The organism is Streptomyces sp. WM6372 (genome assembly GCF_001279655.1).
Lineage (GTDB): Bacteria > Actinomycetota > Actinomycetes > Streptomycetales > Streptomycetaceae > Streptomyces.
The window spans coordinates 152,027-177,992 of the sequence record NZ_LGDB01000014.1 but is presented as its reverse complement, the minus strand read 5'-3'; the positions used below and the strand labels follow the sequence as shown (position 1 = coordinate 177,992).

At 72.9% G+C, this 25,966-nt stretch carries 26 protein-coding genes; 15 read left to right on the top strand and 11 right to left on the bottom strand.

Annotation, left to right across the window (positions count from 1 at the left end; all coding sequences use genetic code 11):
• Window positions 1–21: 21 nt before the first annotated feature.
• Window positions 22–504 carry a RidA family protein gene (locus tag ADK52_RS03370; RefSeq protein WP_053688248.1) on the bottom strand — a complete coding sequence of 161 codons (483 nt, stop codon included), beginning with the start codon at window positions 502–504 and terminating at the stop codon, window positions 22–24.
• A 108-nt stretch (window positions 505–612) separates the two neighbouring features.
• Window positions 613–1,890: a M6 family metalloprotease domain-containing protein gene (locus ADK52_RS03365; RefSeq protein ID WP_053688288.1), complete on the bottom strand. Its 1,278-nt coding sequence runs from the start codon at window positions 1,888–1,890 to the stop codon at window positions 613–615.
• Between the two features lie 246 nt (window positions 1,891–2,136).
• Between ADK52_RS03365 and ADK52_RS03360 the strand changes: the two genes are divergently transcribed.
• Window positions 2,137–2,907, top strand: coding sequence for a TetR/AcrR family transcriptional regulator (locus ADK52_RS03360; protein ID WP_078987885.1), 771 nt, complete (start codon window positions 2,137–2,139; stop codon window positions 2,905–2,907).
• An 83-nt stretch (window positions 2,908–2,990) separates the two neighbouring features.
• Window positions 2,991–4,529: an MFS transporter gene (locus tag ADK52_RS03355; protein WP_053688247.1), complete on the top strand. Its 1,539-nt coding sequence runs from the start codon at window positions 2,991–2,993 to the stop codon at window positions 4,527–4,529.
• 84 nt (window positions 4,530–4,613) lie between these two features.
• Here ADK52_RS03355 and ADK52_RS03350 read toward each other — a convergent pair whose 3' ends face one another.
• Window positions 4,614–5,258 (bottom strand): Uma2 family endonuclease, encoded by a 645-nt coding sequence (locus ADK52_RS03350; RefSeq protein ID WP_053688286.1) that lies wholly within the window; start codon window positions 5,256–5,258, stop codon window positions 4,614–4,616.
• Between the two features lie 459 nt (window positions 5,259–5,717).
• On the opposite strand from ADK52_RS03350, the gene ADK52_RS03345 reads away from it, so the two are divergent.
• A complete protein-coding gene (locus ADK52_RS03345; RefSeq protein WP_053688246.1) occupies window positions 5,718–6,695 on the top strand; it encodes a sigma-70 family RNA polymerase sigma factor in 978 nt (325 codons plus the stop codon).
• Between the two features lie 90 nt (window positions 6,696–6,785).
• Here the strand turns inward: ADK52_RS03345 and ADK52_RS03340 are convergent, their stop codons facing one another.
• Window positions 6,786–7,736, bottom strand: a complete 951-nt coding sequence (locus tag ADK52_RS03340) for a helix-turn-helix transcriptional regulator (protein ID WP_053688245.1) — start codon at window positions 7,734–7,736, stop codon at window positions 6,786–6,788.
• Between the two features lie 63 nt (window positions 7,737–7,799).
• Between ADK52_RS03340 and ADK52_RS03335 the strand changes: the two genes are divergently transcribed.
• The 3 genes from ADK52_RS03335 (at window position 7,800) to pfkB (ending at window position 11,131) form a co-directional block, all read left to right on the top strand.
• The gene (locus ADK52_RS03335; protein WP_107089958.1) at window positions 7,800–9,302 is read left to right on the top strand and encodes an MFS transporter; all 1,503 of its coding nucleotides are present in this window, start codon (window positions 7,800–7,802) and stop codon (window positions 9,300–9,302) included.
• 123 nt (window positions 9,303–9,425) lie between these two features.
• On the top strand, window positions 9,426–10,184 hold the full coding sequence (locus ADK52_RS03330) for a DeoR/GlpR family DNA-binding transcription regulator (protein ID WP_053688243.1): 759 nt from the start codon (window positions 9,426–9,428) through the stop codon (window positions 10,182–10,184).
• Window positions 10,181–11,131: a 1-phosphofructokinase gene (gene pfkB / locus ADK52_RS03325; protein WP_053688242.1), complete on the top strand. Its 951-nt coding sequence runs from the start codon at window positions 10,181–10,183 to the stop codon at window positions 11,129–11,131. The genes ADK52_RS03330 and pfkB overlap by 4 nt, the downstream gene beginning before the upstream one ends.
• A 22-nt stretch (window positions 11,132–11,153) precedes the next feature.
• On the opposite strand, the gene ADK52_RS03320 is transcribed toward pfkB, so the two are convergent.
• Window positions 11,154–11,936, bottom strand: a complete 783-nt coding sequence (locus ADK52_RS03320; RefSeq protein ID WP_053688241.1) for a DUF6227 family protein — start codon at window positions 11,934–11,936, stop codon at window positions 11,154–11,156.
• A gap of 192 nt (window positions 11,937–12,128) precedes the next feature.
• Here ADK52_RS03320 and ADK52_RS03315 point away from each other — a divergent pair, with 192 nt between their 5' ends.
• Window positions 12,129–12,770: a vitamin K epoxide reductase family protein gene (locus ADK52_RS03315; RefSeq protein ID WP_053688240.1), complete on the top strand. Its 642-nt coding sequence runs from the start codon at window positions 12,129–12,131 to the stop codon at window positions 12,768–12,770.
• A gap of 113 nt (window positions 12,771–12,883) precedes the next feature.
• Here the strand turns inward: ADK52_RS03315 and ADK52_RS03310 are convergent, their stop codons facing one another.
• Complete coding sequence (locus tag ADK52_RS03310; RefSeq protein WP_053688285.1) at window positions 12,884–13,294, bottom strand: rodlin; 411 nt, start codon at window positions 13,292–13,294, stop codon at window positions 12,884–12,886.
• A 281-nt stretch (window positions 13,295–13,575) separates the two neighbouring features.
• Here ADK52_RS03310 and ADK52_RS03305 point away from each other — a divergent pair, with 281 nt between their 5' ends.
• Together ADK52_RS03305 and ADK52_RS03300 are read left to right on the top strand one after the other, a co-directional pair.
• Window positions 13,576–14,217, top strand: a complete 642-nt coding sequence (locus ADK52_RS03305; RefSeq protein ID WP_053688239.1) for a hypothetical protein — start codon at window positions 13,576–13,578, stop codon at window positions 14,215–14,217.
• Window positions 14,218–14,384: 167 nt separating this feature from the next.
• Complete coding sequence (locus ADK52_RS03300) at window positions 14,385–14,624, top strand: chaplin (RefSeq protein ID WP_053688238.1); 240 nt, start codon at window positions 14,385–14,387, stop codon at window positions 14,622–14,624.
• A 108-nt stretch (window positions 14,625–14,732) separates the two neighbouring features.
• Here the strand turns inward: ADK52_RS03300 and ADK52_RS03295 are convergent, their stop codons facing one another.
• The 5 genes from ADK52_RS03295 to ADK52_RS03275 all read right to left on the bottom strand — a co-directional run bounded on the left by ADK52_RS03295 (window position 14,733) and on the right by ADK52_RS03275 (window position 17,883).
• Window positions 14,733–15,080, bottom strand: a complete 348-nt coding sequence (locus ADK52_RS03295) for a hypothetical protein (protein WP_053688237.1) — start codon at window positions 15,078–15,080, stop codon at window positions 14,733–14,735.
• Between the two features lie 167 nt (window positions 15,081–15,247).
• Window positions 15,248–16,483 (bottom strand): chaplin, encoded by a 1,236-nt coding sequence (locus ADK52_RS44735; RefSeq protein ID WP_053688236.1) that lies wholly within the window; start codon window positions 16,481–16,483, stop codon window positions 15,248–15,250.
• A gap of 118 nt (window positions 16,484–16,601) precedes the next feature.
• A complete protein-coding gene (locus tag ADK52_RS03285) occupies window positions 16,602–16,835 on the bottom strand; it encodes a chaplin (protein ID WP_053688235.1) in 234 nt (77 codons plus the stop codon).
• 244 nt (window positions 16,836–17,079) lie between these two features.
• The gene (locus tag ADK52_RS03280) at window positions 17,080–17,490 is read right to left on the bottom strand and encodes a rodlin (protein ID WP_048474569.1); all 411 of its coding nucleotides are present in this window, start codon (window positions 17,488–17,490) and stop codon (window positions 17,080–17,082) included.
• Window positions 17,491–17,640: 150 nt separating this feature from the next.
• Complete coding sequence (locus tag ADK52_RS03275) at window positions 17,641–17,883, bottom strand: chaplin (RefSeq protein WP_107089957.1); 243 nt, start codon at window positions 17,881–17,883, stop codon at window positions 17,641–17,643.
• Between the two features lie 102 nt (window positions 17,884–17,985).
• Between ADK52_RS03275 and ADK52_RS03270 the strand changes: the two genes are divergently transcribed.
• Genes ADK52_RS03270 through ADK52_RS03245 form a run of 6 tightly spaced genes read left to right on the top strand, consistent with a single transcriptional unit; the run spans window position 17,986 to window position 25,961 of the window.
• Window positions 17,986–19,182 carry a DUF3344 domain-containing protein gene (locus ADK52_RS03270; RefSeq protein ID WP_107089956.1) on the top strand — a complete coding sequence of 399 codons (1,197 nt, stop codon included), beginning with the start codon at window positions 17,986–17,988 and terminating at the stop codon, window positions 19,180–19,182.
• A 19-nt stretch (window positions 19,183–19,201) separates the two neighbouring features.
• Window positions 19,202–20,419 carry a glycosyltransferase gene (locus ADK52_RS03265; protein ID WP_078987883.1) on the top strand — a complete coding sequence of 406 codons (1,218 nt, stop codon included), beginning with the start codon at window positions 19,202–19,204 and terminating at the stop codon, window positions 20,417–20,419.
• Window positions 20,416–21,933: an exopolysaccharide biosynthesis polyprenyl glycosylphosphotransferase gene (locus tag ADK52_RS03260; RefSeq protein ID WP_053688233.1), complete on the top strand. Its 1,518-nt coding sequence runs from the start codon at window positions 20,416–20,418 to the stop codon at window positions 21,931–21,933. Before ADK52_RS03265 ends, ADK52_RS03260 begins: the two co-directional genes overlap by 4 nt.
• Window positions 21,933–23,330, top strand: coding sequence for an O-antigen ligase family protein (locus ADK52_RS03255; protein WP_107089955.1), 1,398 nt, complete (start codon window positions 21,933–21,935; stop codon window positions 23,328–23,330). The genes ADK52_RS03260 and ADK52_RS03255 overlap by 1 nt, the downstream gene beginning before the upstream one ends.
• Window positions 23,327–25,195 carry a murein biosynthesis integral membrane protein MurJ gene (locus ADK52_RS03250; RefSeq protein ID WP_234343282.1) on the top strand — a complete coding sequence of 623 codons (1,869 nt, stop codon included), beginning with the start codon at window positions 23,327–23,329 and terminating at the stop codon, window positions 25,193–25,195. The genes ADK52_RS03255 and ADK52_RS03250 overlap by 4 nt, the downstream gene beginning before the upstream one ends.
• Window positions 25,185–25,961 carry a polysaccharide deacetylase family protein gene (locus ADK52_RS03245; RefSeq protein WP_053688232.1) on the top strand — a complete coding sequence of 259 codons (777 nt, stop codon included), beginning with the start codon at window positions 25,185–25,187 and terminating at the stop codon, window positions 25,959–25,961. Before ADK52_RS03250 ends, ADK52_RS03245 begins: the two co-directional genes overlap by 11 nt.
• The last annotated feature ends 5 nt before the right edge of the window (window positions 25,962–25,966 follow it).

The window sequence follows — 25,966 nt, the reverse complement described above, 5'->3', positions numbered from 1 at the left end:
GGCCCCCGTCCGGCCCGGGCCTCAGACGCCCATCGGGGTGTGCAGCTCCACGACGACCTCCACCTCGACCGGCGCGTCCAGCGGCAGCACCGCCACGCCCACCGCGCTCCGCACGTGGATGCCCGCGTCGCCGAAGGCGGTGCCGAACAGCTCGCTGGCCCCGTTGACCACGCCCGGCTGGCCGGTGAACCGCGGATCGCTCGCCACGAAGCCGACCACCTTGACCACCCGTTTGACGGCGGACAGGTCCCCGGCCACGGAGGCGATGGCGGCGAGCGCGTTCAGCGCGCACTGCCGGGCCAGCCCCTTGGCCTGCTCCTCGGTGACCTCGGCGCCGACCTTCCCGGTCAGCAGCAGCGCGCCGTCGGCCATCGGCAGCTGGCCGGAGGTGTACACGTGATGCCCGTTGACCAGCGCGGGCACGTACGCGCCCAGCGGGGCGAGGGTCTTCGGGAGGGTGAACCCGGCTGCGGCGAGCCGCTCTTCGGGGGTGCCGGTCGTCATCCTGTGTCTCCTCGGTGTCGTCGGCTGTCGGTCTCGGCGGCTGTCGGCTGTCGGTTGTCGGCTCGTCGTCGTGTGGTCGTGTGGTCGTTCTGGTGGCCGGGCGGCGCCTCAGGGGCGGGTGATCCGGACCTGGAAGCTGCCGTTGCGCAGCTCGCCCACCACCGAGATGCTGACGCCGGCCTGCTCGTCCGTGAAGGTCTCGCCCGGCCGGAACGGCGCGTCCGACAGCTCCCCGTGCACATTGGGCCGCCGGGTGCAGCCGCCGCTGCCGATCGCGCTGTCGGAGACGGTGACGGGCCCGCGCCCGGTGTCCACCTGGGAGTCCACCTTGTAGATCAGTACGCCGGGCTTGCAGACGGCCTCGTCGTTCCCGGCCCGGGTGCGCACCTCCACCGCGTACCCGGCGGTCTCCGACAGCGGCACGAAGGCCAGCTTGGTGCCGCCCTCCACGCCGAGCGGGGTCAGAGTGTGGTCGCTGACGCCGGATTTCGCGGCGCAGCTGATCTGCGAGCTGTCCAGCCAGCCCAGCTTCCACTTGTGCCAGCCCAGCAGGTCGTTGTTGGCCCCCCAGTCCTCGCTCATGATGTCCCAGTGCCCGACCGTGCCCCCGCCGTCGGAGGTGTACAGGTCGGGCAGCCCGAAGACGTGCCCGTTCTCGTGCGGGAGCACCCGGTAGCCGGTCTCCCGGTAGGTGCCCGAGCCGTCGTCCTGCCGGCTGTAGACGAAGGACGTGTTGGCGAGCGGTACGCCGTCGGCCATCGGGGCCTCGGCGTTGCCGGAGAAGGTGACCGACAGCACGGTGTCCAGGGCGGACGGTCCGGCGTTCGGCGTGACCAGGACGTTGACCAGGTCGTAGCGGCTGAAGTCCACCTCCGGGTCGGCGGCCTTCGCGATGTGCTCGACGAGCTGCCGGTAGCCCGGCTCGTACGCGGATCCGCGCTCGATCCCGTACGCGGCGAACGGCATCGGCATCCGCAGCCAGGTCCTTATCGGCGCCTCGGCCCGGTACGTGAGCCGGCCGTAGGAGCTGGTGCGGAACCAGTCGGAGGTCTGGGGGAAGAACTCCGCCATGCGGTCCAGCGCGGTGCCCTCGCCCTTGGCGTCCGGGAAGTCGATCATCAGGTTCAGCGCGCGGACCTCGCCGGTCGAGCGCGAGTACCCGGGCGGGGTCGGCATTCCCTCGGACATCTGGACGCCCATCGCGCCGGTGATCCGGCAGGGAGCCAGAGCGGACTCGGCGCTCGTGGCCACGGGCCCGGCCGCGGAGTGGCCGCGGCTGGAAATCCCGGTGCTCGCAGTGGCCGTGACACCGAGGGCCAGCACGGTGAGGCCGATGTACGCGCCGGCGCGGCGTGGTGCGCGTATCCGGTGGCGGGTCTGCGGCATGGAGATCGCCTTCGGGTCCGCGGCAGCCGGCCGGGCCCGGACTGCGCTCTGTGCGATCACCCTCCGTCGGCTGCGGCGCGCCCGCGCGTCGAGTACGTCCGAACGGGAACCGCGATGTGACCCGGGTCACACGAGGGAGTGAAATAACCGGGGACGCAATCCCCGTTTGTACGTGAGTCCCGCAAAGCGGGGACCGACTCCCCGTTTGGGGGGCGGGTACGAGACCCAGGCCCAGGGAGGCCTCGCATGAATCGCCCCACCACCTCGGCGGCGGACCCGTCCGCCCCGGAGGCGGCCGCGGAACCGTCGGCGGATCCGTCCGCGGACCTGGCGGGTCCGGCGGACGTGGCGGACTCGGCGGGCCGGGCGGCCCCGTCGGCCACGGCGCCCACCCGGGTCCCGCGGCCGCGCGCGGACGCCGTGCGCAACCGCGAGCGGATCCTGGTGGCGGCGCGCGAGATGCTGGTGGAGCAGGGCTCGACGGCGCCCTTCGACGAGATCGCCCGCCGGGCGGGCGTCGGCAACGCGACCCTCTACCGGCACTTCCCCGACCGGGCGGCCTTGGTGCACCACGTCGTGCTCTTCGTCATGGACCGGGTCACCGTCCAGGCCGAGGACTCCCTGGCCGAGGAGACCGACGCCTTCGCCGCCCTGTGCCGCTTCACGCACGCCGCGGCGGACGAGCGGATCGGCGCCCTGTGCCCCATGCTCGCGGGGGACTTCGACCACGAGCACCCCGAACTCATCGCGGCCCGCGAGGCCTTGGCGGAAGCCGTCGAGGCGCTGGTGGCCGCGGGCCAGGAGACCGGGCTGGTCCGCACGGACGTGGGCGTCGGCGACCTGATGGTCGCCCTCTCCCAGCTCAGCCGGCCCCTGCCGGGCGTCACCTGCATGGACGTGGACGGGTTCGTCCACCGCCATCTCCAGCTGTTCCTGGACGGATTGCGGGCGCCGGCCCGCTCCGAACTGCCGGGCGAGGCGGCCACCCTCGCAGACCTGAGGCAGAAAACCATGTGACGCCCCGGGTCGCGCCCGTTAACGTCGTAAACCCGTCTTAAACATAACGTTTCAGTCATTCCGCACAGTAAGTGGGTACCCCCATGCCGAAAACAGCCGCGCCTGCGCCGCTGGCTGCCGACCCCAGTCGCTGGAAGGCACTCGTCTTCATAGCCCTGGCCCAGCTGATGGTCGTCCTCGACGCGACGATCGTGAACATCGCCCTCCCGTCCGCCCAGACCGACCTCGGCATCTCCGACGGCAACCGCCAGTGGGTCATCACCGCGTACGCGCTGGCCTTCGGCGGACTGCTGCTCTTCGGCGGCCGCATCGCCGACAAGTGGGGCCGCAAGAACGCCTTCATCGTCGGCCTCATCGGCTTCGCCCTGGCCTCCGCGCTCGGCGGCGCCGCGGGCGGCGAGGCGATGATGCTCGGTGCCCGCGCCCTCCAGGGTGCCTTCGGCGCACTGCTGGCCCCGGCCGCGCTCTCCCTGCTGGCCGTCATGTTCACCGACGCCAAGGAGCGGGCCAAGGCCTTCGGCATCTACGGTGCGATCGCGGGCGGCGGCGGCGCCGTCGGCCTGATCCTCGGCGGCTTCCTCACCGAGTACCTGAACTGGCGCTGGACCTTCTTCGTCAACATCCCGTTCGCGATCATCGCCGCCATGGGTGCGTGGATGATCATCCGTGAGCCCGCCGGCGGCCGCAACCGCGCGCCGCTCGACATCCCCGGCGTGGTCCTGTCCACGCTCGGCCTCGTCGCGCTGGTCTACGGCTTCACCCGCGCCGAGTCGGCCGGCTGGTCGGACGCCGTCACCGTGGCCATGTTCGTCGGCTCGGCGGTGCTGCTCGCGGCCTTCGTGTTCGTCGAGTCCCGCGTGAAGTCCCCGCTGCTGCCGCTGCGCGTCCTGCTGGAGCGCAACCGCGGCGGTGTCTACCTCTCGCTCGGCCTGGCCGTCATCGCGATGTTCGGCCTGTTCCTCTTCCTCACGTACTACCTCCAGGTCGTCAAGGGCTTCTCGCCGGTCAAGACCGGCTTCGCCTTCCTGCCGATGATCGCGGGCATGATCACGGGCTCCACCCAGATCGGCGCCCGTCTGATGACCCGGGTCCCGCCCCGGCTGCTGATGGGCCCGGGCTTCCTGCTCGCCGCCACCGGCATGCTGCTGCTGACCCAGCTCGAGGTCGGGTCCTCGTACCCGGCGCTGATCCTGCCGGCGCAGCTGCTGCTGGGCCTGGGCATGGGTACGGCGTTCATGCCGGCCATGTCGCTGGCCACGCACGGGGTGAACCCGGCCGACGCCGGTGTCGCCTCCGCCATGGTCAACACCTCGCAGCAGGTGGGCGGCGCCATCGGCACCGCCCTGCTGAACACGATTGCCGCCTCGGCGACCACCGCGTACCTGACCGACCACGCGGCCGAGGCCGCTGCGGGCGGCCCGGCGGCGAAGCTGATCCAGGCCCAGGCGATGGTCGAGGGCTACTCCTCCGCCATCTGGTGGGCGGTCGGCATCCTCGTCGCCAGCTCCGCCATTGCCCTGACGCTGATCAACACGGGCCGGCCGGGCGCCGGCGGCCCGGTCGCCTCCGGCGACGGCGCGGGCGCGGACGCCGAGGTGAAGATCCCGGTGATCGCCCACTGACGCGGCTCGGGGAACCCCGGGAATGACTGATGGCCCCGTGCCGTTCGGATGCGAACGGCACGGGGCCGGTCTTTTTGTCCGCGTTCAGCCCGTCCCGCCGGGCCCGGTGACGTCCTCGCCGATGGTGAACCCCTTGGCGGGCCCCGAAGGGATGGTGGCGCCGGTTCCGTAGGAGGCCCTGACCTCGTCCTGGTAGACGGCGCTCTCGGGGTCGGGCGCGCTCAGCACGGTGACGGTGCCGCCCGCGTCGTAGTCGTCGATGAGCACGTAGACCGCAATCCCCGCGCGCGCGTACTCGCGCCGCTTGCGGGTGCGGTCGCGCGTGATGTTGTCGTGGCCTGGGGAGACCACCTCGATGATCACGTGGACGGCGGACGCCTTGACGCCGATCCCGTCCTCACTGCCGTGTTCCTCCAGGTCTTCGGGTGCGACCAGGACGTCGGGGATCCAGGCTCTCCGGTCATGGATCACGTTCGTGTCCTGGTGCGCCGCGAACTCGCTCCGATCCAGGAACCTGTCCAAGCTCCGGCGCAGGCGGTTGGCGATCCCGCTGTGGGACAAGCGACCCGTGGGCGACACCTCGATGAACCCCTCGACGATCTCGGCGTGATAGCCCTCGGGGGGGTCCATGGCTTTCCATGACTGCCACACGGCCTCGTCCTGATCGGACGGGGACGTCGTGACCTTCGGCATTACGGCCTCCAGCGTCTCGTGTGCGAGAGCGGTCATGGTGCAGCACCTCCTCTCAGTCTGGGCGTCGCCGGCCGGGCGGCACAAGCGACTCTCCGGAAGCCAAGAGCCCCCGACCATGCCGCAGGGATATGCCCGCCTCTCATTCGGACGGGTGAGGCGGGGGTGCGGGAGGGGCGTCGGTTTGGGGTGGATGGGCCGGTTGTCGCGTATCAAGCGATTCGCCGGCCGGGCCAGGCAACCAGAAGCGGGCGGGGGCCGTCTTCAAAGGCGGAGCGTGCAGCCACGGCACGCACCGCGGAGTGTGACGACGGTCACGTGAGCGCGGTGGCGGGGCAGGATACTGCAAGATCCCCAAAAAGAGGGACCAGCGTGGGAATTCTGTCCCGATTCCAGTCGTTGTTTCCTTCGGAAGCGGGCACTCGGGAGAGTGTCCAGGGACGCGGAGCCGCGTTCCAGCAGCCGCACCGCGACCTAACTCATTGCAAGGGAGCACGCATGGCAACCCGCGCCGTCGCCCGTCGTCAGTCCAGGGGCAGCGCCCGCGCTGTGGGCGGGGAGATCGCCGACCGCGACCTGGTGGGCATGTACCTGGACGAGATCGCGCGTACCCCGCTGCTCGACGCGGCCAAGGAAGTGGAGCTCTCGCAGATCATCGAGGCGGGCGTGTACGCCCAGCAGATCCTCGACGGCGAGATAGAGCGCGAGGGCGAGAGCCCGGCGCGCGAGGAGCTGGAAGCGCTGGCCGCGGAGGGGGAGCGGGCCAAGGAGATCTTCATCCGCTCCAACCTGCGCCTCGTCGTGGCCGTCGCCCGCCGCTACCCGCGCAGCGGCCTGCCCCTGCTCGACCTGATCCAGGAGGGCAACGCCGGCCTGGTGCGCGCCGTCGAGAAGTTCGACTACGCCAAGGGCTTCAAGTTCTCCACGTACGCCACGTGGTGGATCCGCCAGGCCATCACCCGCTCCATCGCCGACCAGTCCCGCACCATCCGCCTCCCCGTCCACCTGGTCGAGGAGCTCGGCCGGATCCGCCGCGTCCAGCGCGAGTTCAACCGCGAGAACGGCCGGGACCCGGAGCACGCCGAGATCGCCGCCGAGCTGGACTCGACGGAGAAGCGCGTGGGCGACGTACTGGACTGGGCGCGCGATCCGGTCAGTCTGAACATGTCCGTGGACGACGAGGGCGAGACGCAGTTCGGCGACCTGCTGGAGGACACCTCCGCGATCTCCCCGGAGCAGTCCGTCCTGTCGCTCCTGCGCAGCGAGGAGCTGGAGGACCTGCTGGGCAAGCTGGACCAGCGCACGGCCTCGATCATCAAGATGCGGTACGGCATCGACGACGGCCGCGAGCGGACCCTGACCGAGGTCGGCAAGCAGCACGGCCTGACCCGCGAGCGGATCCGCCAGATCGAGAAGCACGCCCTGCTGGAGCTGAAGCGGATGGCCCGCGACACGGGCTTCGACGCGGTGGCCTGACCCGCGCCCCCCAAGAACGAGCCCCCGGTGCCTACCCCCCCAGGCGCCGGGGGCTCCCCTTTCCCCGCACTCCCCCCTGTTTCCCCGTACTCACCCCTGCGCGGGCACGGCCGCGGTGAGCCGGGACGCCAGCGCGCGGGCCGCCGCGGCCAGGAAGTCCGGGGTGTGCACCGTGAAGGGGACCGCGGTCAGCGCCAGCCGGGCCGCCACCCACTCCGGGGAATCCCCGCTGGAGAACCGCACCCGGCAGCCCCCGCCCACGGGCTCGGCATGCTGGCGCAGCCACCCCGGCAGCACCTCGGCCGGGGCCGCGAACGACACGTCCACCGCGTACGTCTCCCCGCCGTGCAGCCCGCGCCGTACGAACTCCGCCGCGTCCATCGGCAGCTCCCGCGGCGCGAAGCGGGCGCCCGTGGCGAACGGCTCCGCCACCCGGTCCACCCGGAACGTCCGCCAGTCCCCCCGGTCCAGGTCGTACGCGACCAGGTACCACCGGCTGCCCGTGCTCACCAGCCGGTACGGCTCGACCAGCCGCCGGGAGTCCGCCCCGTCCCGCGCCCGGTACGCGAACCGCAGCCGCTCCGGCCCCGCCACCGCCGCCGCGATCGTGGTCAGCGTGCGCGGGTCGATGCTGGCCCCGTCCCCGCGGGTCACCGCGACCGTGGCCGACTGCAGCGCGCCCACCCGGCGCCGCAGCCGCCCCGGCAGGACCTGTTCCAGCTTCGCGAGGGCCCGTACGGAGGCCTCCTCCACCCCCTCGATCGCGTGGCCGGCGCCCGCCCGCAGCCCCACCGCGATCGCCACCGCCTCCTCGTCGTCCAGCAGCAGGGGCGGCATCGCGGCCCCCGCCACCAGCCGGTACCCGCCCTCCGCGCCCAGCGTGGCCTCCACCGGGTACCCCAGCTCCCGCAGCCGCTCGATGTCGCGCCGGATCGTGCGCGGGCTCACCCGCAGCCGCTCCGCCAGCTCGCTCCCGGGCCATTCGCGCGGGGTCTGAAGCAGGGAGAGCAGGGTCAGCAGCCGTGCCGGGGTGTCGGTCATGCTCTCCAGATTGCCTGGGAAATAGGACACTAACCGACCTAGATGCCCTCTAGGTTTCTCCTCATGACCACCGAGACGTCCCAGCCACCCAGTCCGCCCACCGACCGCCGCCGCTGGCTGGCGCTCGCCATCGTGATGACCGCGTCCTTCATGGACCTGGTCGACGTCACGATCGTCAACATCGCGATACCCAGCATGCGCCAGGACTTCGGCGCCTCGACCAGCGCGATCCAGTGGATCACCGCGGGCTACGCGCTCGCCTTCGCCGCCGGCCTGATCACCGGCGGCCGTCTCGGTGACATCTTCGGCCGCAAGCGCCTCTTCCTCGTGGGTGTCGCCGGCTTCACCGCCGCCTCGCTGCTCTGCGGCATCGCGGCCGATCCCGCCATGCTCGTGGCCTCCCGCCTCCTCCAGGGCGGCATGGCGGCGATGATGGTCCCGCAGGTCCTGGCGATCATCCACGTCACCTTCCCGCCGCAGGAGCGCGGCAAGGTCTTCGGCATGTTCGGCGCGATCGTCGGCCTCGGTGCGGTCTCGGGGCCGATGCTCGGCGCGCTGCTCACCGAGTGGAACCTGTTCGGCCTCGAATGGCGCACGATCTTCCTGATCAACCTGCCCGTCGGCATCGCGGCCGTCATCCTGGGCCGCAAGTTCATCTCCGAGTCCAAGGCTCCCCAGGCGCTGCGCCTGGACCTGGTCGGCGTCGTGCTCGCCACCGCCGCACTGGTCCTGCTGATCTTCCCGCTCACCCAGGGCCGGGAGAACGGCTGGCCGCTGTGGGGCTTCGTCTGCATGATCGCGTCGCCGCTCGTCTTCGCCGCCTTCATCGCGTACGAGAAGTACAAGATCAAGAAGGACGGCTCCCCACTCGTCGAGCTCTCCCTCTTCAAGGTCAAGAGCTTCGCCGGCGGCATCGCGGTCCAGCTGGCCTTCGGCCTGGCCACCGGCATCTTCTTCCTGGTCTGGACGCTCTACATGCAGATGGGCCTCGGCTGGACCCCCCTGCACGCGGGCAGCACCGGCATCCCCTTCTCCATCGCCGTCTCCGTCGCCGCCGGCCTCTCGGTCGAGAAGCTGGTCCCGCGCTTCGGCCGCAAGGTGCTCCAGGCCGGCGCGCTGGTCATGGCCGCGGGCCTGCTCCTCTACATCTGGGAGTCGCAGCGCTACGGCATGGAGATCGTCTCCTGGCAGATGGCCGCCCCGCTGGTCGTCATGGGCCTCGGCATGGGCCTGATCGTCGCCCCGCTGAACGACACCATCCTGTCCCAGGTGCCGCGCGAGCACGCCGGTTCGGCCTCCGGTCTGATCAACACCACCGGCCAGATGGGCAACGCGCTCGGCCTCGCCCTGACCTCCGTCGTCTTCTTCGGGTCGATCGAGGACGACAGGATCTTCGGTGTCCCGTACGTCGAAGCCTTCCGCGGCGCGCTGTGGTGGGTCGTGGCGGTGCTCGTCGTGATCTTCGCGGTGATGTTCGTGCTGCCGCGCAAGCAGATCCCGATGGACGAGCGCGAGGGCGGCACGCAGGACGCCCCGGCGACGCCGGAGGCGGTCCCGGCCGGCTGACCGGCTCCCGCGCCTGCCTGACGGGCATGTCCGCTTCTGTTGGCGGACATGCCCGTTTGCTTTGGTCTGGCCTGATATCGGCGTACAGTGGGGCCAAATCCGCAGAAACGGACGCGAATCAACATGTACGGACCGGAACGCCGGCAGGAGATCCTCCGGCTCGCCCGCGAGGCGGGCCGCATCGACGTCCTCTCCCTCGCCGACCGCTTCCAGGTCACCGCCGAGACCGTACGCCGCGACCTCAAGGCCCTGGACCGGGCCGGCCTGGTCCGCCGCGTGCACGGCGGGGCCATCCCGGCCGGCCGCCTCGACTTCGAACCGGACCTCGCCGAACGCGAGGCCACCCGCGCCGACGAGAAGGAGCGCATCGCGGCCGCCGCCCTCGCCGAACTCCCCGAGGGCGGGAGCATCGTCCTCGACGCGGGCAGCACCGTCGGCCGCCTCGCCGCCGCCGTCCCCGTCGACTCCGCGCTCACCGTGGTCACCCACGCGCTGCCCGTCGCCGCCCGGCTCGCCGACCACGCCGGCATCGACCTCCACCTCGTCGGCGGCCGCGTCCGCCACCGCACCCGGGCCGCCGTCGACGCCTGGGCCCTGCGCGCCTACGCGGAGATCCGCGCCGACGTCGCCTTCCTCGCCGCGAACGGCTTCTCGGAGCACGGCCTCTTCACCCCCGCCCTCGCGGAGGCCGCCGTCAAGCGGGCCGCGATGGCAGCCGCCCGCCGGGTGGTACTGCTCGCCGACTCCTCGAAAGCAGGCCAGGAGCACTTCGCGCGCTTCGGCTCCTTCGCGGACGTGGACCTCCTGATCACCGACCAGGGGCTCGCCCCTGCCCAGCAGGCGGCCATCGAGGCCGCCGGTACGGAAGTCGTGCTCGTATGATCCTCACCGTCACCCCGAACCCCTCCCTCGACCGGACCTACGAGGTCCCCCCGCTGGTGCGCGGTGCGGTGCTGCGCGCCACCGGCGACCGCGTCGACCCCGGGGGCAAGGGGGTCAACGTCTCCCGCGCGGTGGCCGCCGCGGGAGTCCTCACGACGGCGGTCCTCCCGCTGGGCGGCGCCCCGGGCGCGCTGATCGCCGAACTGCTGGGCGTACAGGGCGTGGACGTCACGGCGGTGACGGTCGCCGGCCAGACCCGCTCCAACATCGCGCTCGTCGAACCGGACGGCACCCTCACCAAGATCAACGCGCCCGGCCCCGAACTCACCGCGGAGGAATCGGCCCTCCTGCTGGAGACCGTCCGCACCGCCGCCGGCCACCCCGACTGGATCGCGGCCTGCGGCAGCCTCCCGCGCGGCCTCGCACCCGAGTGGTACGCCGACCTGGTCGCCCGCGCCCGCGAAGCCGGCGCCCGGGTCGCCCTCGACACCTCGGGCCCGGCGCTGACCGCCGCCCTGCCGGCCCGCCCGGACCTGGTCAAGCCCAACGCCTCGGAGCTGGCCCGCGCGGTCGGCCGCCCGCTCGCCACCCTCGGCGAGGTCACCCGGGCGGCCCAGGAGCTCCGCTCCCGGGGCGCGGGCGCGGTGCTGGCCTCGCTCGGCGCGGACGGCCAGCTCCTGGTGAGCGCCGAGGGCACCTTCCACGGCACGGCCCCCGTGGCCGCAGTCCGCAGCGACGTCGGGGCGGGCGACGCCTCCCTGGCCGGCTTCCTCATCGCGGGCGGGACCGGACCCAAGGCCCTCGCCTCGGCCCTGGCCCACGGCGCGGCCGCCGTCCAGCTCCCCGGCAGCGCCATGCCGACCCCCGCGGACCTGCGCCCGGAGACGGTCCGCATCACCGGGAACCCGCCCGCGGGCCTCCGCCTCTCCGCTCCCGCCCTTCCCTAGGGAACGTCCGCCCGGGAAGCCGTCACCTCACCCGCGCGCGCAGCTCCATCGCCCCGCGGGCGGCCGCCTCGCTCTCGTACACCTCGCACATGTGCCGCCCGTCAGGCGTCGCCGTGTGCTCGACCTCCCACAGGCTGAGCTCGCTCCCGTCCGATAACACGAACGAGTGCTCGTACAGGTTGAAGCCGGTGCCCCGCCCGTCCGCCGTGAACGGCCGGGTGCCGAACGCCTGGGTGATCTGGTGCGCGTACGCCGACCTCAGCAGCACCGCCGTCCCCTCGCCGGGCCGGTCCGGGTTCTCCGCCCGCCGCAGCACCCGGCGGGCGTGGTCGGCGGACTCCTCCACCGCGTACTCCCGGCGCCGCCGCGCCGGTGTGCTCGCCGCGAACAGCGCGCTCAGCGCCGCCACATCGGTGTCCGGCTCCTCCTCGGCGGCGGCGAGCGCCGGATCCAGCGCCGGGTCGAAAGCCGCCTCCGCCGGGGCCTCGCCGAACAGCCGGGCCACGGCCAGGCAGGCCTCCGCCTTGCTCACGAAGACCTCGTGCCGGATCGTCCGGTCGCCCACCAGCCGGTACACCAGCTCCCACAGGGAGGCCGATTCACCGTCGGCCAGCAGGTACGTGTGCCGGTGGGTCTCCCGCCACAGGCCCGCCGCCGGGCTGTGGTGGGTGGCGTACAGCGAGGAGCTGTGGGCGAGCGCCGTGCCGAGGCGCTCGACCAACCGGTCCGGCAGGTCGAAAGAGTTGAGGGCGCGGCCCAGGAGTCGCTCGAGGTGCGCCTCGGTTGTCTCGTGCGGATCGCTCAAGGTGGGTCTCCAGGCCGTCGCAGCTTGTGACTTCGCGGAAGCTCAACGTAGCCCCTGGCTCTGACATCACGTCCGGGGTTCGGTAAAACGTCCGGGAAGCATCAGGGGTTCCCGCCATCCCTTCAGGTCAACTTGTCCCGGGATGAGCATGGTTCGCCCGGGTCTGTGCCGGAGCGCGGGAACATGGCCCGTATGGCAACGAAAACAGTGGGCCTTCCCCGCCAGCAGGGGCTGCCCCACAGCAGACACGAGGGCGAACCGGAGGCCGGCCCGCGGGCGTTGGCCTGGCTGCTGGCGCTCACCGGGGCCGCCGGGGTGCTGGCCTCCTGGGTGATCACCCTCGACAAGTTCCTCCTGCTGGAGGACCCGGACTTCAAGCCCGCCTGCAGTCTGAACCCGGTGGTCTCCTGCGGCAGCGTCATGAAGAGCGACCAGGCGGCGGCCTTCGGCTTCCCCAACCCCCTACTCGGGCTCGTCGCGTTCGGGGCCGTCGTGTGCGTCGGCGCGGGCCTGCTGGCCGGCGCCCGCTACCGCGGCTGGTTCTGGCTGGGACTGAACGCCGGGATGCTCTTCGGAGTCGGCTTCTGCACCTGGCTGATGGTCCAGTCCCTGTACGAGATCAACGCGCTCTGCCTGTGGTGCTGTCTGACCTGGGCGGCCACCCTGCTGATGTTCTGGGCGGTCACCGCGTACAACGTCCGTACGGGTGCGCTGCCCGCGCCCGGCCCCGTACGGACCTTCTTCGCCGAGTTCGGCTGGGCCCCGCCCGCCCTGCACATCGGTGTGATCGGGATGCTGGTCCTCACCCGGTGGTGGGAGTTCTGGACCGGGTGAGCGTCACCGCCCGGCACGCCCGAGGGCCCCGGCAGCTGGACGCTGCCGGGGCCCTCGTCACATCGCTCCACGGGCGCAAGGGGCCCGGACCTCGGAAGAGCAGGGAGCGGAGATCAGCTGCCGACGGAGGCGTTGCCCGACAGGACCGGGATGTTGTCCAGGATGTGCGAGAGCGGCTCGTCGCCCTTGGCCTGGGTGGAGTTCTCGGTGCACTGCTGGTTCATCGGGTTGGACAGGACGTTGATGTCCTGGACGCCGACGTTCAGGGCCGCGAGGATCGACTGCGCGTTGACCTTGACCGGCAGGCCGATGCAGGGCTTGTTGAGGGTGCCCTGGACCAGGCTGAGCTGCGGGCTCATCGGGCCTTCGGTCTTCTGGTTGCCGTAGATCTGCGAGGCGCCGTTGCCGTTGACGGTGTTGATCCCGTTGTCGTTGCCAATGGCCATGGCCGGGGCCGCAACAGCAGCGCCCGCGCCGACGGCGGCGGCGGTGACCGCGGCAGCAGTCATGATCTTCTTGAGCATCATTGGTCCTTTTGTCGCACGAGTGCCCGCTAGTGGAGCGCCCTGGTCAACTGCCCTTCCCGGGGGTTGGTTCCGCTGCTTCACTCAAACGGCCCGCTCGGCCCGAGGATTTCCCCGCCCCGGGTGAGCCTTCTGCGGACGCGTGCGCGAAGCCCGTACGAAGCGCCCAGGGACGGCCGGGCCGTTCAAGATCCGGTTGCGCTCCGTAGAAGGCCTTCGCACGGTGGGTAAGGAAGCGGATCGCTCGGGTCCGCCTCTGTGCGACCACCGAAGGAACCGCCATGCACCGCACGAAGCCGTCCCGCATCCGCGTCCTCGTCCCGTCGGCCCTCGCCGTCGTCATACTCTTCGGCGCGGCCGCCCCCGCGGGCGCCGCGGACGGTGACACGGCCGCCGCCGCCAGGAAACGAGTCGCGGCCGCCCAGCAGCAGATCGACCGCCGCGTGGCGGCGGCCGGCCTGCTCGACGACCTCCTCGCGCAGATCTCCGCGATCCTCGACGGAGTCACCAAGTCCCTCGAGACGCTCCTGCCCGGGGTGACGCTCCCGCCGATCAAGCTGCCGACCCTGCCGAACCTCCCGGCGATCCCGGACGTCCCGGCGCTGCCGATCCCTTCCGTCCCCGAGATCCCGGAGATCCCGGAGATTCCCTCGATTCCCTCGATTCCGGAGATCCCCGCGATTCCGGAGATCCCCGACGTCCCCGTCTCCAAGCCGGCCGCCCCCGTCTCCAAGCCGGCGGTACCGGCGGTTCCGGCCGTACCCGCAGCGCCGGTAGTGCCCGCGGTGCCCGCGGTACCCGTGGTGCCCGCAGCGCCGGCCGTCCCGGCGAAGCCGGTCGTGGTCAAGCCGGCACCGGTCAAGCCGGCCGGCCCGGTCCTGATGCCGGTGGAGCTCGTGCCGGAGGTCCCCGGCCTCCCGTAGCGGGCGGGCGCTATAGCAGAGGACGGCCCGAAAACCGCACGCGGTTACGACTATTGAGCTGAACAGGTCTGATTGCGCGCGAGGCCGTGTCATCCGGGAAGCCGGACCGTTTCGCTCGGTGTGAGCCCCGCGTCGGGGCAGAACATCGAACAGAAGGTGCACTTCCCATGAACTCTGCCAAGAAGGCCGCCCTGGTCCTGGCCTCCGCCGGTCTCGTTGCGGCCGGTGCCGCCGGCTCCGCCATGGCCGACTCGTCGGCCGAGGGCGCGGCCGTGGGCTCCCCCGGTGTCCTCTCGGGCAACCTGGTCCAGGTCCCGGTTCACGTTCCGGTCAACGTCTGCGGCAACACCGTCAACGTGATCGCCCTGCTGAACCCCGCGTTCGGCAACGTCTGCGTCAACGACTGACGTCAGTCGGCGCACCTGACTGTGGGCGCCACCGGCCTCGCCGGTGGCGCCCACGGCTTTTTTGCTCCCGCGGATCCCGCCGGGGCGGGGGCGGGGGACCCGACCGGCTCAGTGGGCCCCGCCGTTGAGCTTCACACCGCCGAGCAGCGGGGACACCTGCGTGGCCCCGTCCGCCACCTTGAGCACCTCGCCCGGCGCATCGTTGCGGACCTTGTTGACGCGCTGCGCGGTGTCCACGACCTTGGTGACGGTCTCGCCCTGCTCGGCCACCCCGTTGTTCAGGGTCTGCGGGAGCGACTCGGTGACCGGGGCGAGCGAGTTGACGGCTTCGGTGGCTCCGCCCGTGAGACTCATGGGGGGCATCGCGGCCGGCGCGGCGGCCGCGAAGGCGGGAGCAGCGGCGCCGAGCGCGGCAACGGAGCCGGCGATGACCGCGGCGACCTTCGTGAGCTTCATTATCGAAATCCTCTTCTTTCGTGGACAGAGGCGTCGGCGGCGACCGTCGCGCCGCTTTCGCCCTGCGTAACGATTCCCCGCCGCTCCGGAAACGCGTACGGCAACGGCCGGAGAATCCGACGAGGGATTCTCCGGCCGATATTTCTTCCGATTACCGGCATTGCCGGTCAGGCGATCCGGGACCTCCGGTACAGAATGGCGCCGCCCAGGATCAGCGCCGAGGCGAGGGCCGCCGCCGCACCCGGCTGACCCGCGCCGGTCTCGGCGAGCGCCGGCGCGGACACCTGCGCGGGGGCGGGTGCCGGAGCGGGTACGGGTACGGGGGCCGGAGCCGCCGGCGTCACCGGGAGCGGTGCCGGTGCGGGCGCCGGAGCCAGGTGGATCGGGGTGTCACCGGCGGGGGCGGCCGGCGGCTGGTCGGCGGGACGGACGGCCTCGGGCGCCGGTGCCGGAGCCGGGTGCTCCACGAACTGGCTGCCGCGCGGCGGCGCCGGTGCGGGGGCCTCCTGGGCGACCGGCGCGGGAGCCGGAAGCGGCCGGGGCGCCTCCGCCACCGGGGCGGGCCCCGGAGCCGGCGCGGGAAGCGGTACGGGCGCCTCGTGGACCGGGGCCGGCAGGGGCACCGGGGCCGGGGCCGGCTCCGGCGCGGGCTGCGGCGGCGCGGGTACCTCGTGGACCGGGGGCTTCGGGGCCGGGTGGGGGATGGGCTTCGGCGCGGGGTGGGGCCGCGGCTGCGGCCGCTCGGGCGCCGGGGGAGCGGGGTGGGCCACCGGGGCCGGGGCCGGGAGGGCGTGCGGATGGTCGTCGCACTCCTTCTCGTCCGAGCCTCCGTACCCGCCGGAGCTGCTCGACTCGTCCGATCCGCCGTAGCCGCCGGAGCTGCTCGACTCGTCCGATCCGCCGTAGCCGCCCTCGTCGCGCGGCTCCTCGTACCGGGGGGCCGCGTGCCGGGGCGCAGGGCGGCGGGCCCCCTCGTGGCGGGCCCCCTCGTGGCGGGGCTCCTCGCGGCTGGGCTCTTCGCGGCGCTGCTCCGGCAGCGCGTGCCGGCCGCGCTGGTGCTCCTCTAGGTAGCGCTCGATGGCCTCGGAGCGTTCGGGGCTGAGGTAGCGCTCGTAGTCCCGGTCGGAGTGGTGCGCGTCCGAGCCGGTCGTGGTGGCGCACGTGTTCCCCATCGCGGGGTTGAGCGCCGCTCCGCCGTCCACGCTGTTGCCGCAGACGTTCGGCGAGAGGGTGATCGGTACCGAGACGCTGTTGCCGGACAGCACACCCGGCGAATGCGAGGCCTCGGCCATCGCCCCCGAGTGCGCGTAGGCCGCGCCGGTCGCGATCGACAGCAGGCTCGAGGCGGCCGCCGCCGTGAGCACCCCCTTGCCCAGTACCTGTCGGCTCAGTACCTGTCGCATGGGTCCTTCCCTGTCTACCGGCTCTCCCGCCGGTGCTGATCGAAGGTGGCCCCGGAGTGCACCGCCGTGCACTCCGAGGCCACCCCGAGGAGGTTTGCCCTTGCGGGCAGGCGCTTCGTCAGGCGTTGACGCAGGTGTTGCCGAACGTGGGGTTCAGCGCGGCGATCACGTTGACGGTGTTGCCGCAGACGTTGACCGGGACGTGCACCGGAACCTGGACCAGGTTGCCGGAGAGCACGCCGGGGGAGCCGATGGCCTGGCCGTCGGCGACCGAGTCGGCCATGGCGGGCGAGGCGGCACCGGCGGCCATGAGAGCGCCGGCGGCCAGCACCACTGCCTTCTTGTACGTCATTTGTTTTCGATCCTTCCCGCAGGGGCGTGTCCACTGCAGAAATAACAACGAGTGGGTCCGTGAAAAGAAACCGGAGATTTTTGCGGGTGGCTCCGTAATTCACCCGCGCGTACGCCGCCAGGAATTCGCGGCGGATTTACGCGCTCATTGCGGCGCAGTCGGGTGCTGCGGCCGAGCGGTGGGGAGAAGCGGCGAGGCCGCCGCGACCCGGAGGGTGCGGCGGCCTCGCTTGCGCGGGCTGCGGTCAGCTGCCGGCGGAGGCGTTGCCCGAGAGGACCGGGATGTTGTCCAGGATGTGCGAGAGCGGCTCGTCGCCCTTGGCCTGGGTGGAGTTCTCGGTGCACTGCTGGTTCATCGGGTTGGACAGGATCGGGATGTCCTGGACGCCGACGTTGACGAGCGCGAGGATCGACTGGGCGTTGACCTTGGCCGGCAGCGCGATGCAGGGCTTGTTGAACGAGCCCTGGATGAGCGCCATCTGGGGGCTCATGTTGCCGTAGGTGGCCTGGTTGCCGTAGATCTGCGAGGCGCCGTTGCCGTTGACGGTGTTGATGCCGTTGTCGTTGCCGATGGCCATCGCCTGCGGGGCCATGGCGGCACCGATGCCCACGACCGAGGCTGCGGCAGCCGCAGTGGCCATCATCTTCTTGATCATTGTCGTCCCTTTTTTGCTGGATTGCCCGGTAGTGGAGCACCCGGATCAACGGCGGGGCCCGCGTTCGGGTTGCGTGCCTTCACCCGGATGCCTTGGTTTCGAGCGATCCGATTGACGTTTGGGCTGACGGTCGGACGGTAGGACGGGCGGTCAGGCGTTGATGCAGGTGTTGCCGAACGCCGGGTTCAGCGCGCCGATCACGTTGACCGTGAGGCCGCAGACGTTCACGGGGACGTTGACCGGGACCTGGACCAGGTTGCCGCTCGCCACGCCGGGGGAACCCGCCGCGAGACCCTGCGCCGCCGAGTCCGCGGAGGCGAGGCCCGCGCCGCCCATCAGCGCCGCAGCGCCGGCGACCGCCAGAGTGGTGGCGCGCATCAGCCTCTTCTTCATCTCCGTTTTTCCTTTCGGTTCGAACAATGGTGCACCGCATAACGACCCGCCGCCTGCGAGGGTGCGTGTTATCGCCCAAAAGGCCGTACGAGCGAGTCCGGCGTGATTTCCCGCCTGATTTCTGACAAAGTTCACTCCTGTTTTGTCCCCTTGATCGAAAATGGAGACAGGGTCATGGGTTCGTCCCGCAGAATCCTCGGCACGCTCGGTCTGCTGTCCTGCCTCGTACTTTCGGCGAACGTCCCCACGGCATCCGGGGCCACGGCCGCCCCGCCGGGCCCCGCCGCTCCCGCCGCGCGGGAAATGACCAAGATCCCCTTCGCCCAGCGTTACCAGGCCGTCCAGCGCGGCGGACTGGTCCGCGCCTCGAACTCCTCCATCGCCTGCCGCCGTGAGGAGGCGCCGGACGCCGAGCCGTGCGCCGAGGTCAAGCAGGGCGCGGCGGGGGTCAACAGCGATTTCGACATGTTCTACAGCGAGGTCGACAAGGACCCGGACACCTACAACTCCACCCGGGCCGAGCTCAAGGTCCCGCAGGGCGCGAAGGTCTCGTACGCCCGCCTGTACTGGGGCGGGAACCTGCGGGTGGGCGAGCAGAAACCGCCGGAGGACAACGGCCGGGTGCTGGTCGCCGAGCCCGGCGGGGCCTACAAGGAGGTCCTCGCCGACACGGTGATCGGCCACCGGACGGACGCGGGCAGCGATGCCTACCAGGCCTCGGCCGACGTGACCCCGCTGGTCCGCAAGGGCGGCGCCGGGATGTGGACGGTGGCCCAGCTGAACATCGCGATGGGCCACTCCGAGGTGGGTGCCTGGGGCGGCTGGACGCTGGTCGTGGCGTACGAGCACCCGCAGGAGCCGGTGCGCCGGATCTCGGTGTGGGACGGCTTCGAGTCGATCGCCGCGGGCGCCGGCGCGGGGGCCGGCGAGACGGTGGAGATCGCCGGTCTGGACGTGGCCGCGGGGTCGGCCGGCAAGGCCGGGGTGGTCGCGTACGACGGGGACCGCGGGACCCTCGGTGACTCACTCACCGTGACCTCCGACAGCGGCCGCCGGGTCAACATCAGCGATGCAGAAAATCCTTTTAATGATGTTATGAATTCCACGATCACGGAATTCGGAGATCCCTCGTTCGTGCGACAGCCCGAACATATGAATAATCTCGGATATGACGCGGACGTGTTCGACCTGAGTCCCGCCCTGTCCGGTGGTGCCCGCAGCCTGAGCTTCAGGTTCACGGGCGAAAGCCAGGGTCAATTCCTCGGTGTGCTCTTCGTTCAGACAGACGCGCGCCGCTGAACGTAGGAGACCACTCCGCGTGCCGACACAGCCTTCCCCTGCGCAGTCCTCTCCCGCGCAGGCTCCGATTCCCCGCCCCCTGTCCGTCCTGCACCTCGTCCAGCCCGTCGACGGCGGTGTCGCCCGCGTCGTCGTCGACCTCGTCCGCGCCCAGACGGCCGCCGGCCTGCGGACCGCCGTCGGCTGCCCGCTCGGCGGACGGCTGGCCTACGCCGCCCGCGCGGCCGGGGCCGAGGTGCTCACCTGGCGCGCCGGCCGGGCCCCCGGGCCCGACCTGCCCGCCGAAGTGCTCGGCGCCCGGCGGATCGTCGGGCTGGTCAGGCCCGACGTCCTGCACGCCCACAGCGCCAAGGCGGGCCTCGCCGGGCGGCTCGCCGTGCGCGGGGCCGTGCCGACCGTCTTCCAGCCGCACGCCTGGTCCTTCGACGCCGTCGGCGGGGCCACCGCCGCGCTCGCCCTGCGCTGGGAGCGGTTCGGGGCGCGCTGGGCCGATCGGGTGCTCTGCGTCAGCGAGGCCGAACGCCGGGCCGGGGAGGCCGAGGGGATCACCGCCCACTGGTCGGTGATCCGCAACGGCGTGGACCTGGACCACTTCCGGCCCGGCGGCCCCGACCGGGACGCCGACCGGACCCGGGCGCGTACCGAACTCCCGTTGCCCGCCGCCTTCCTGGGCGACGGGCCGCTCGCCGTCTGCGTGGGCCGGCTCTGCCAGCAGAAGGGCCAGGACATCCTGCTCCGGGCCTGGCGGGAGGTGCTCGGCAACGTCCCCGAAGCCCGTCTCGCGCTCGTCGGCGACGGCCCCGACACCGAGCGGCTGCGGCGCAGCGCCCCGCCCGGAGTGCTCTTCGCGGGGGCCGCCCCCGACATCCGACCGTGGCTTCGGGCCGCCGATCTCGTTGTACTGCCGTCGCGGTGGGAGGGCATGGCGCTCGCCCCGCTCGAAGCCATGGCCTGCGGCCGACCGGTCCTGGTCTCCGACGTCAGCGGTGCCCGGGAGAGCCTGCCGCCCGGTCAGGGACGGCTCTGCCTGGTACCGCCGGAGGACCCGACGGCCCTGGCCAAGGCCATGGGACGGCTGCTCGCCGAACCGCGGCTGCTCGCCGAACTCGGGGAGCAGGCCCAACAGCACGCCCGGACCGACTTCGACGTGCGGCGGACCGCGGACGCGGTCACCGGTCTGTACCACGAACTGCTGGGCAGGCCCCGGCCCTTGAACCAGGAGCGCATCAGCCGATGACGATGGACAGCGCACCCGCCCGGCACACCGGGCAGGGCGGCACGGGGCCCGCCGGCGGCACCGCCGGCACCGCAGCCGTCCGACGGTCCGTGACCGCCATCCACCCCCCGCGCCGGCCCCGGGCCGACCCGGCCAGGCCACTGGCGCGGCCGCAGCGGGTCCGTCGCCGCGACGGGGTCCTCCCGCTGCTGACCGCCGACGCGCTGGCCGCCGTGCTCACCACGACGGCCTTGTCCGCGCCCGGGACGGCGGTGCCGGCCGGGGCGGCCGTCCCGATGGCCGTGCTGGCGGCCGCGCTGCACGCGCAGGCCGGGCTGTACCGGCCGCGGCTCGCGCCCTGCGCGCTGCTGGAGCTGCCCGCGCTGGCCGGGCGGGCCGCCGCCCTGTGGTGCGCCTTCGCCGCCGTCGTGGCCGCCGTGGCGCCGGGCCGGGCCCTGGGCTGGCCGGCCCTGCTGGGCGCCGTCTGTCTGCAGACCGTACTGACCTGCGCCGGGCGCGGGTTCGCCCACCGGATCCGCCGCCGCGCGGCCCGCCGCCGGCCCGCCTCGGCCCTCGTCGTCGGCCCCGGCGCCGGGGCGAGCGCGGTCGCCGCGGCCCTGCACGGGCGCCCGGAGTACGGGCTGCGGCCCGTCGGGCTCGCCGCCACCGCCGCCCCCGAGGAGGGCGGCGGCGCCGTACCGGTGCTCGCCACGCACGAGGACATCCGGCGCGCGGTCATCCAGAACTCGGTCCGGCACGCGGTGTTCACCCGCCCGCCGGAGGCCGACGAGCGCACCGCCGCCCTGGTCCGCCTCTTCCACGACCACGGCTGCCGGCTCTGGCTCGCCGACCCGGCCGGCACCGCCAAGGTCACCGGCATGCGGGTGGCCCAGCCCGCCGACCAGCTGTGGGGGTACGCGGTACAGCCGCTGCTGCCGCGCCCGTCCCGCCCGGTGGAGCGCTGGGTGAAGCGGGCCATCGACGGGCTGCTGGCCGCGCTCGCGCTGATCGCCGCCGCGCCCGTCATGGGCGTGTGCGCGCTGGCCGTACGGATCGCCGACGGGCCCGGGGTGATCTTCCGGCAGGAGCGCGTCGGCCTGTACGGGCGCCCCTTCACGCTGCTGAAGTTCCGCACCCTGCGCGCCGACGAGCACGAGTCCGCCACCCGGTGGACGGTCGCGGGCGACCACCGGATGAGCCCCGTCGGCTCCTTCCTGCGCAAGTCCTCGCTGGACGAGCTGCCGCAGCTGTGGAACGTCGTACGGGGTGACATGAGCCTGGTCGGACCGCGGCCGGAACGGCCCTTCTTCGTGGCGAAGTTCAGCAGCGTGCACCCCGGCTACGAGGCCCGGCACCGGATGCCCGTCGGCATCACCGGGCTCGCCCAGATCAACGGCCTGCGCGGGGACACCTCGATCGAGGACCGGGCCCGCTTCGACAACCACTACATCGACACCTGGTCGCTGTGGCAGGACCTGTGGATCCTCGCCCGCACCGCGGCCTCCTTCTTCCGCTTCCGGCTGGGGGGCAGCTGATGAGCCTCGCCCTGTCGCCGGCCGGCGTCCGGCCCGACGCGGCGGGCCTGCTGCGGCGGCACTGGCCGCTGCTGCCGCTCGCCGCGACCGTCCTGCTGCTGCTCGCCCCGATCGCGGCGGGCGACGCGAGCACCTCCGGCAAGGTCGGCCCGGCCGACGCCGCCTCGCTGCTGCTGGTGCTGGTCTGCGCGGTGCAGGCGCTGCGCGGCCGGGTGCGGGAGCTGAGCCCGCTGGGTGTGCTGGTGCTCGGCGTGCCCGCCGTGGGGCTGGCGGTGGCGACCGCGACCGCCGGGGACCCGTACGCGGCGCTGCCCGGGTTCGTGCGCTACCTCCAGGTGTTCGTGCTGGTCCCGGCGGCGATCGTGCTGCTGGTGCGCGACGCCGGGGAGTTCCGGCTGGCCGCCGGGTGCTTCGTGGTGCTGGCGCTGGTGCAGGGCGCGGTGGGGGTCGTGCAGTTCGCCACCCACACCGGGGCCTCGTACCAGGGCCAGGACGTCCGGGCCGTGGGCACCTTCGGCCCCGGTGACGTGATGGGCATGGCCACCGTAGTGGCGTACGGGCTGATCGTGGCGACCGCGGTCGGGCTGGCGCCCGGGCTGCCGCGGCGGGTCCGGCGGATCGGCGGGGGCGTGGCGCTGCTGCTGGTGCTGCCGCTGGTGCTGTCGTTCAGCCGGGGCGTGTGGATCGCCACGGTCGGCGCGGCGGTGCTGGTGATGCTGCTCGCCGGGATCCGGCGGGCGCTGAAGGTGCTGCTCGCCCTGGCCGCGGCCGGGGTGGTCCTGGTGGGCGGGCTCGGGGTCGGCTCCGAGATGGTCGCCGAGCGGCTGACCTCGATCACGCAGGTCTCCAGCGCCCCCGACCAGTCGGTGACCGACCGCTACACGATGTGGGCCGCCGCCGAGTCGATGTGGCGCGAGCGGCCGGCGGTCGGGGTGGGCCTCAAGGGCTTCCCGGCCAACCGGGACGGGCACTCCTCGCTGGGGCTGTCCTCCGGCAGCGACACCGCCGGCGCGGGGCAGGCGTACATCCGCCAGCCGCTGCTCTCCCCGCACAACATGTACCTGCTGGTGCTGAGCGAGCAGGGGCTGATCGGGCTGACCGCACTGGCGGGCGGCTGGGCGGCGCTGCTCGTCGCGGGTCTGCGGCGGTGCGTCAGCGGCGGTTCCGCGCTGCGGGACTGCGGGCTGATCGCGATCGGGCTGTTCGTCTGGCAGCTGACCGACTTCCTGTACGCGGACATCGGCGGGCCGTCGACCGTCCTGACCGGGGTGATCATCGGCCTGGCGGCCTGGTGGGCACTGCCCTCGCCCTCCGGACGGGACTCGGCCGCTGCGGCGGGCGGGCGCACCGGCCTCCTGGCCGCACCGCGCGCCGTTCCGGGTGCGGACGGCCGGTGACCGATACGACGCCCTGGCGGCCCGCTTCCGGCCCCCCGGCCGCGGCGGGCCCCGCCCGCGTCCCGGGCACGCCGGTCCCGGCGTCCCCCGCAGCCCCGCACGGCTCCGCCGGGGTCCGCCCCTCCCCGGGCGCGCCCGGGGACGGGCGCAATGTCCGGGTGGCGGCCCGGGCCCGGGCCGGGGCCGCGCGCCGCGAACCGCCCCAAGGCCCGGGGCCCGTACGGGACGACCCGCCCGCCGGGACCGCGGGCGCGAACGCGGCGCCGGCCCCGCTGGGGCGGTTCCTGGCCAAGGCCGCCGCCGTCACCGCCGGACTGACCGCCGCCGGGGCGGTGTTCGGGCTGTTCCGGGACCAGACCATCGCGCACCTCTTCGGGGCCGGGCACGACAGCGACGCCTTCCTGATCGCCTGGACCGTGCCCGAGATGGCCTCGACGCTGCTCATCGAGGACGCCATGGCGCTGCTGATGGTGCCGGCGTTCAGCCAGGCCCTGGCCCGGCGGGCGGCCTCCCGCGCCGGGCTCACCCGCAAGGAGGCCCGCGCGCAGGACCCCGTACGGCTCCTCGTGGGCGCGACCCTGCCGCGGCTCACCGTGTTCCTGGCCGTCGTCGCCACCCTGCTCGTCGTCGCCGCGCCGCTCGTCGTCGCCGTGCTCGCGCCCGGACTGCCCGACCCGGCGCTGGCCGTGGAGTGCACCCGGATGACGGCGCTGACCGTGCTGTCCTTCGGGGTCGCGGGGTACTTCAGCGCCGCGCTGCGGGCGCACCGCTCGTTCGTGCCGCCGGCCGCGATCTACGTCTCGTACAACGTCGGGATCATCGGGACGATGATCGCCCTGCACGCGGTGTGGGGGGTGCGGGCCGCCGCCGCGGGGGTCGCCGCGGGCGGGCTGCTGATGGCGCTCGTCCAACTGCCCGCGTTCCTCCGCAACGTGGGCTTCGGGCCGCCCCGCGCCAAGGGCGCGCCGCGCAGCCAGCGCGACCGGGACCGGCCCACCCTCATCGCGTTCGGCCTGATCGCCCCGGTGATCTTCTTCGCGGTGTTCCGGCAGTCGCAGGTACTGGTCGAGCGGTTCCTGGCCGCCTCGCTGCCGCCCGGGGCCATCTCGCACCTGAACTACGCGCAGAAGGTCGCGCAGATGCCGATGGTGCTGTCGCTGATGATCTGCACCGTCACCTTCCCCGTCGTCGCCCAGGCCATGGCCGGCGGAGAGCGCGAGAAGGCCCGGCGGCGCGTCGAACAGGACCTCGCGCTGGCCTCCCTCGCCGTCCTCGTGGGCAGCGCCCTCGTCATCGGGTACGCGCCCCAGATCATCCAGGTGCTCTTCGAACGCGGCGCGTTCACCCACCGCGACACCCTGGCCACCGCCTCCGTCATGCGGGTCTACGCCCTCGGACTCCTCGGCCACTGCCTCGTCGGGGCGCTGTCCCGGCCCTTCTTCTCGACCGCCCGGCCCACCTGGTTCCCGGCGCTCGCGATGGGCGCCGGACTCCTCGTCAACATCGTGGCCGGAGCCTTCGCCGTCCGCTGGTGGGGCACGTACGGCATCGCCGCGGCCAACGCCGCCGGCATCTCCACCACCGCCGCCCTGCTGCTCACCGGGCTCGGCTCGCGGATCGTCGCCATCCAGGTCCGCCGGGTCGCGCTCAGCATCGGCCGGCTCTCCGTCGCCGCCGTCGGCGCCTGCGGCACCGGCTGGATCGCCGGGCCGATGATCCCCGACCCGCTGCTCAGCGCCGCGCTCGGCTGCCTGCTCGTCCCCGCCATGTTCGGCGCCTGCGGCATGGCCATACGGGCGCTAGAGATCACCGCCCTCCCCGCCCAGATCACCCAGATGACCCAGAGGTTCCGCAATGCCCGCTGACACCCGCACGGCGCCGGCCGCCGCCACGGTCCCCGCCCGCCGGACCGCCTCGCCGTGGGTCCTCATGTACCACTCGGTCGCCGAGTTCACCGACCCCTCCGAGGACCCGTACGGCATCACCGTCACCCCGGGCACGCTGGAGGCGCAGCTGCAGTGGCTGCGCTCGCGGGGCCTGCGCGGGGTCTCCGTCGGCGAACTGCTCCGGGCCTGCGCGTCCGGACGCGGCGCCGGGCTCGTCGGGCTGACCTTCGACGACGGCTACACCGACTACCTGACCCGGGCGCTGCCGCTGCTGCGCCGCCACGACTGCACGTCCACGCTGTTCGTGCTGCCGGGACGGCTCGGGGTGGACAACGTGTGGGACCCGCTGGGCCCGCGCAAGTCCCTGCTGACGGCCGAGGGCATCCGCGAAGTCGCCGCCGCCGGGCAGGAGATCGGCTCGCACGGCCTGCTCCACCAGGACCTGACCGCGGCCGCCGACGACATCCTCCAGCAGGAGCTGCGGGGCAGCCGGGAGCTGATCCGGGAGCTGACCGGGACCCTGCCCGAGGGGTTCTGCTACCCGTACGGACACCTCGACGCGCGGGTCGTCGCGGCGACGCGGGCCGCCGGGTACGGGTACGCGTGCGCCATCGACCCCGGCCCGCTGGCCGGCCCGCACGCCCTGCCGCGCACCCACGTCAGCCAGGCGGACGGGCCCGGGCGGCTGCGGATCAAGCAGCTGCGGTACCGGGTGCGGGAGCTGCGGCGGGCGGTGCGCCCGTGAAGTCG

Excerpts from the sequence above, each read along its gene's own strand:
- ADK52_RS03370 (WP_053688248.1), bottom strand. The coding sequence starts at position 504 with ATGACGACCGGCACCCCCGAAGAGCGGCTCGCCGCAGCCGGGTTCACC.
- ADK52_RS03365 (WP_053688288.1), bottom strand. The coding sequence starts at position 1,890 with ATGCCGCAGACCCGCCACCGGATACGCGCACCACGCCGCGCCGGCGCG.
- ADK52_RS03360 (WP_078987885.1), top strand. The coding sequence starts at position 2,137 with ATGAATCGCCCCACCACCTCGGCGGCGGACCCGTCCGCCCCGGAGGCG.
- ADK52_RS03355 (WP_053688247.1), top strand. The coding sequence starts at position 2,991 with ATGCCGAAAACAGCCGCGCCTGCGCCGCTGGCTGCCGACCCCAGTCGC.
- ADK52_RS03350 (WP_053688286.1), bottom strand. The coding sequence starts at position 5,258 with ATGACCGCTCTCGCACACGAGACGCTGGAGGCCGTAATGCCGAAGGTC.
- ADK52_RS03345 (WP_053688246.1), top strand. The coding sequence starts at position 5,718 with ATGGCAACCCGCGCCGTCGCCCGTCGTCAGTCCAGGGGCAGCGCCCGC.
- ADK52_RS03340 (WP_053688245.1), bottom strand. The coding sequence starts at position 7,736 with ATGACCGACACCCCGGCACGGCTGCTGACCCTGCTCTCCCTGCTTCAG.
- ADK52_RS03335 (WP_107089958.1), top strand. The coding sequence starts at position 7,800 with ATGACCACCGAGACGTCCCAGCCACCCAGTCCGCCCACCGACCGCCGC.
- ADK52_RS03330 (WP_053688243.1), top strand. The coding sequence starts at position 9,426 with ATGTACGGACCGGAACGCCGGCAGGAGATCCTCCGGCTCGCCCGCGAG.
- pfkB (WP_053688242.1), top strand. The coding sequence starts at position 10,181 with ATGATCCTCACCGTCACCCCGAACCCCTCCCTCGACCGGACCTACGAG.
- ADK52_RS03315 (WP_053688240.1), top strand. The coding sequence starts at position 12,129 with ATGGCAACGAAAACAGTGGGCCTTCCCCGCCAGCAGGGGCTGCCCCAC.
- ADK52_RS03310 (WP_053688285.1), bottom strand. The coding sequence starts at position 13,294 with ATGCTCAAGAAGATCATGACTGCTGCCGCGGTCACCGCCGCCGCCGTC.
- ADK52_RS03305 (WP_053688239.1), top strand. The coding sequence starts at position 13,576 with ATGCACCGCACGAAGCCGTCCCGCATCCGCGTCCTCGTCCCGTCGGCC.
- ADK52_RS03300 (WP_053688238.1), top strand. The coding sequence starts at position 14,385 with ATGAACTCTGCCAAGAAGGCCGCCCTGGTCCTGGCCTCCGCCGGTCTC.
- ADK52_RS03295 (WP_053688237.1), bottom strand. The coding sequence starts at position 15,080 with ATGAAGCTCACGAAGGTCGCCGCGGTCATCGCCGGCTCCGTTGCCGCG.
- ADK52_RS44735 (WP_053688236.1), bottom strand. The coding sequence starts at position 16,483 with ATGCGACAGGTACTGAGCCGACAGGTACTGGGCAAGGGGGTGCTCACG.
- ADK52_RS03285 (WP_053688235.1), bottom strand. The coding sequence starts at position 16,835 with ATGACGTACAAGAAGGCAGTGGTGCTGGCCGCCGGCGCTCTCATGGCC.
- ADK52_RS03280 (WP_048474569.1), bottom strand. The coding sequence starts at position 17,490 with ATGATCAAGAAGATGATGGCCACTGCGGCTGCCGCAGCCTCGGTCGTG.
- ADK52_RS03275 (WP_107089957.1), bottom strand. The coding sequence starts at position 17,883 with ATGAAGAAGAGGCTGATGCGCGCCACCACTCTGGCGGTCGCCGGCGCT.
- ADK52_RS03260 (WP_053688233.1), top strand. The coding sequence starts at position 20,416 with ATGACGATGGACAGCGCACCCGCCCGGCACACCGGGCAGGGCGGCACG.
- ADK52_RS03255 (WP_107089955.1), top strand. The coding sequence starts at position 21,933 with ATGAGCCTCGCCCTGTCGCCGGCCGGCGTCCGGCCCGACGCGGCGGGC.
- ADK52_RS03245 (WP_053688232.1), top strand. The coding sequence starts at position 25,185 with ATGCCCGCTGACACCCGCACGGCGCCGGCCGCCGCCACGGTCCCCGCC.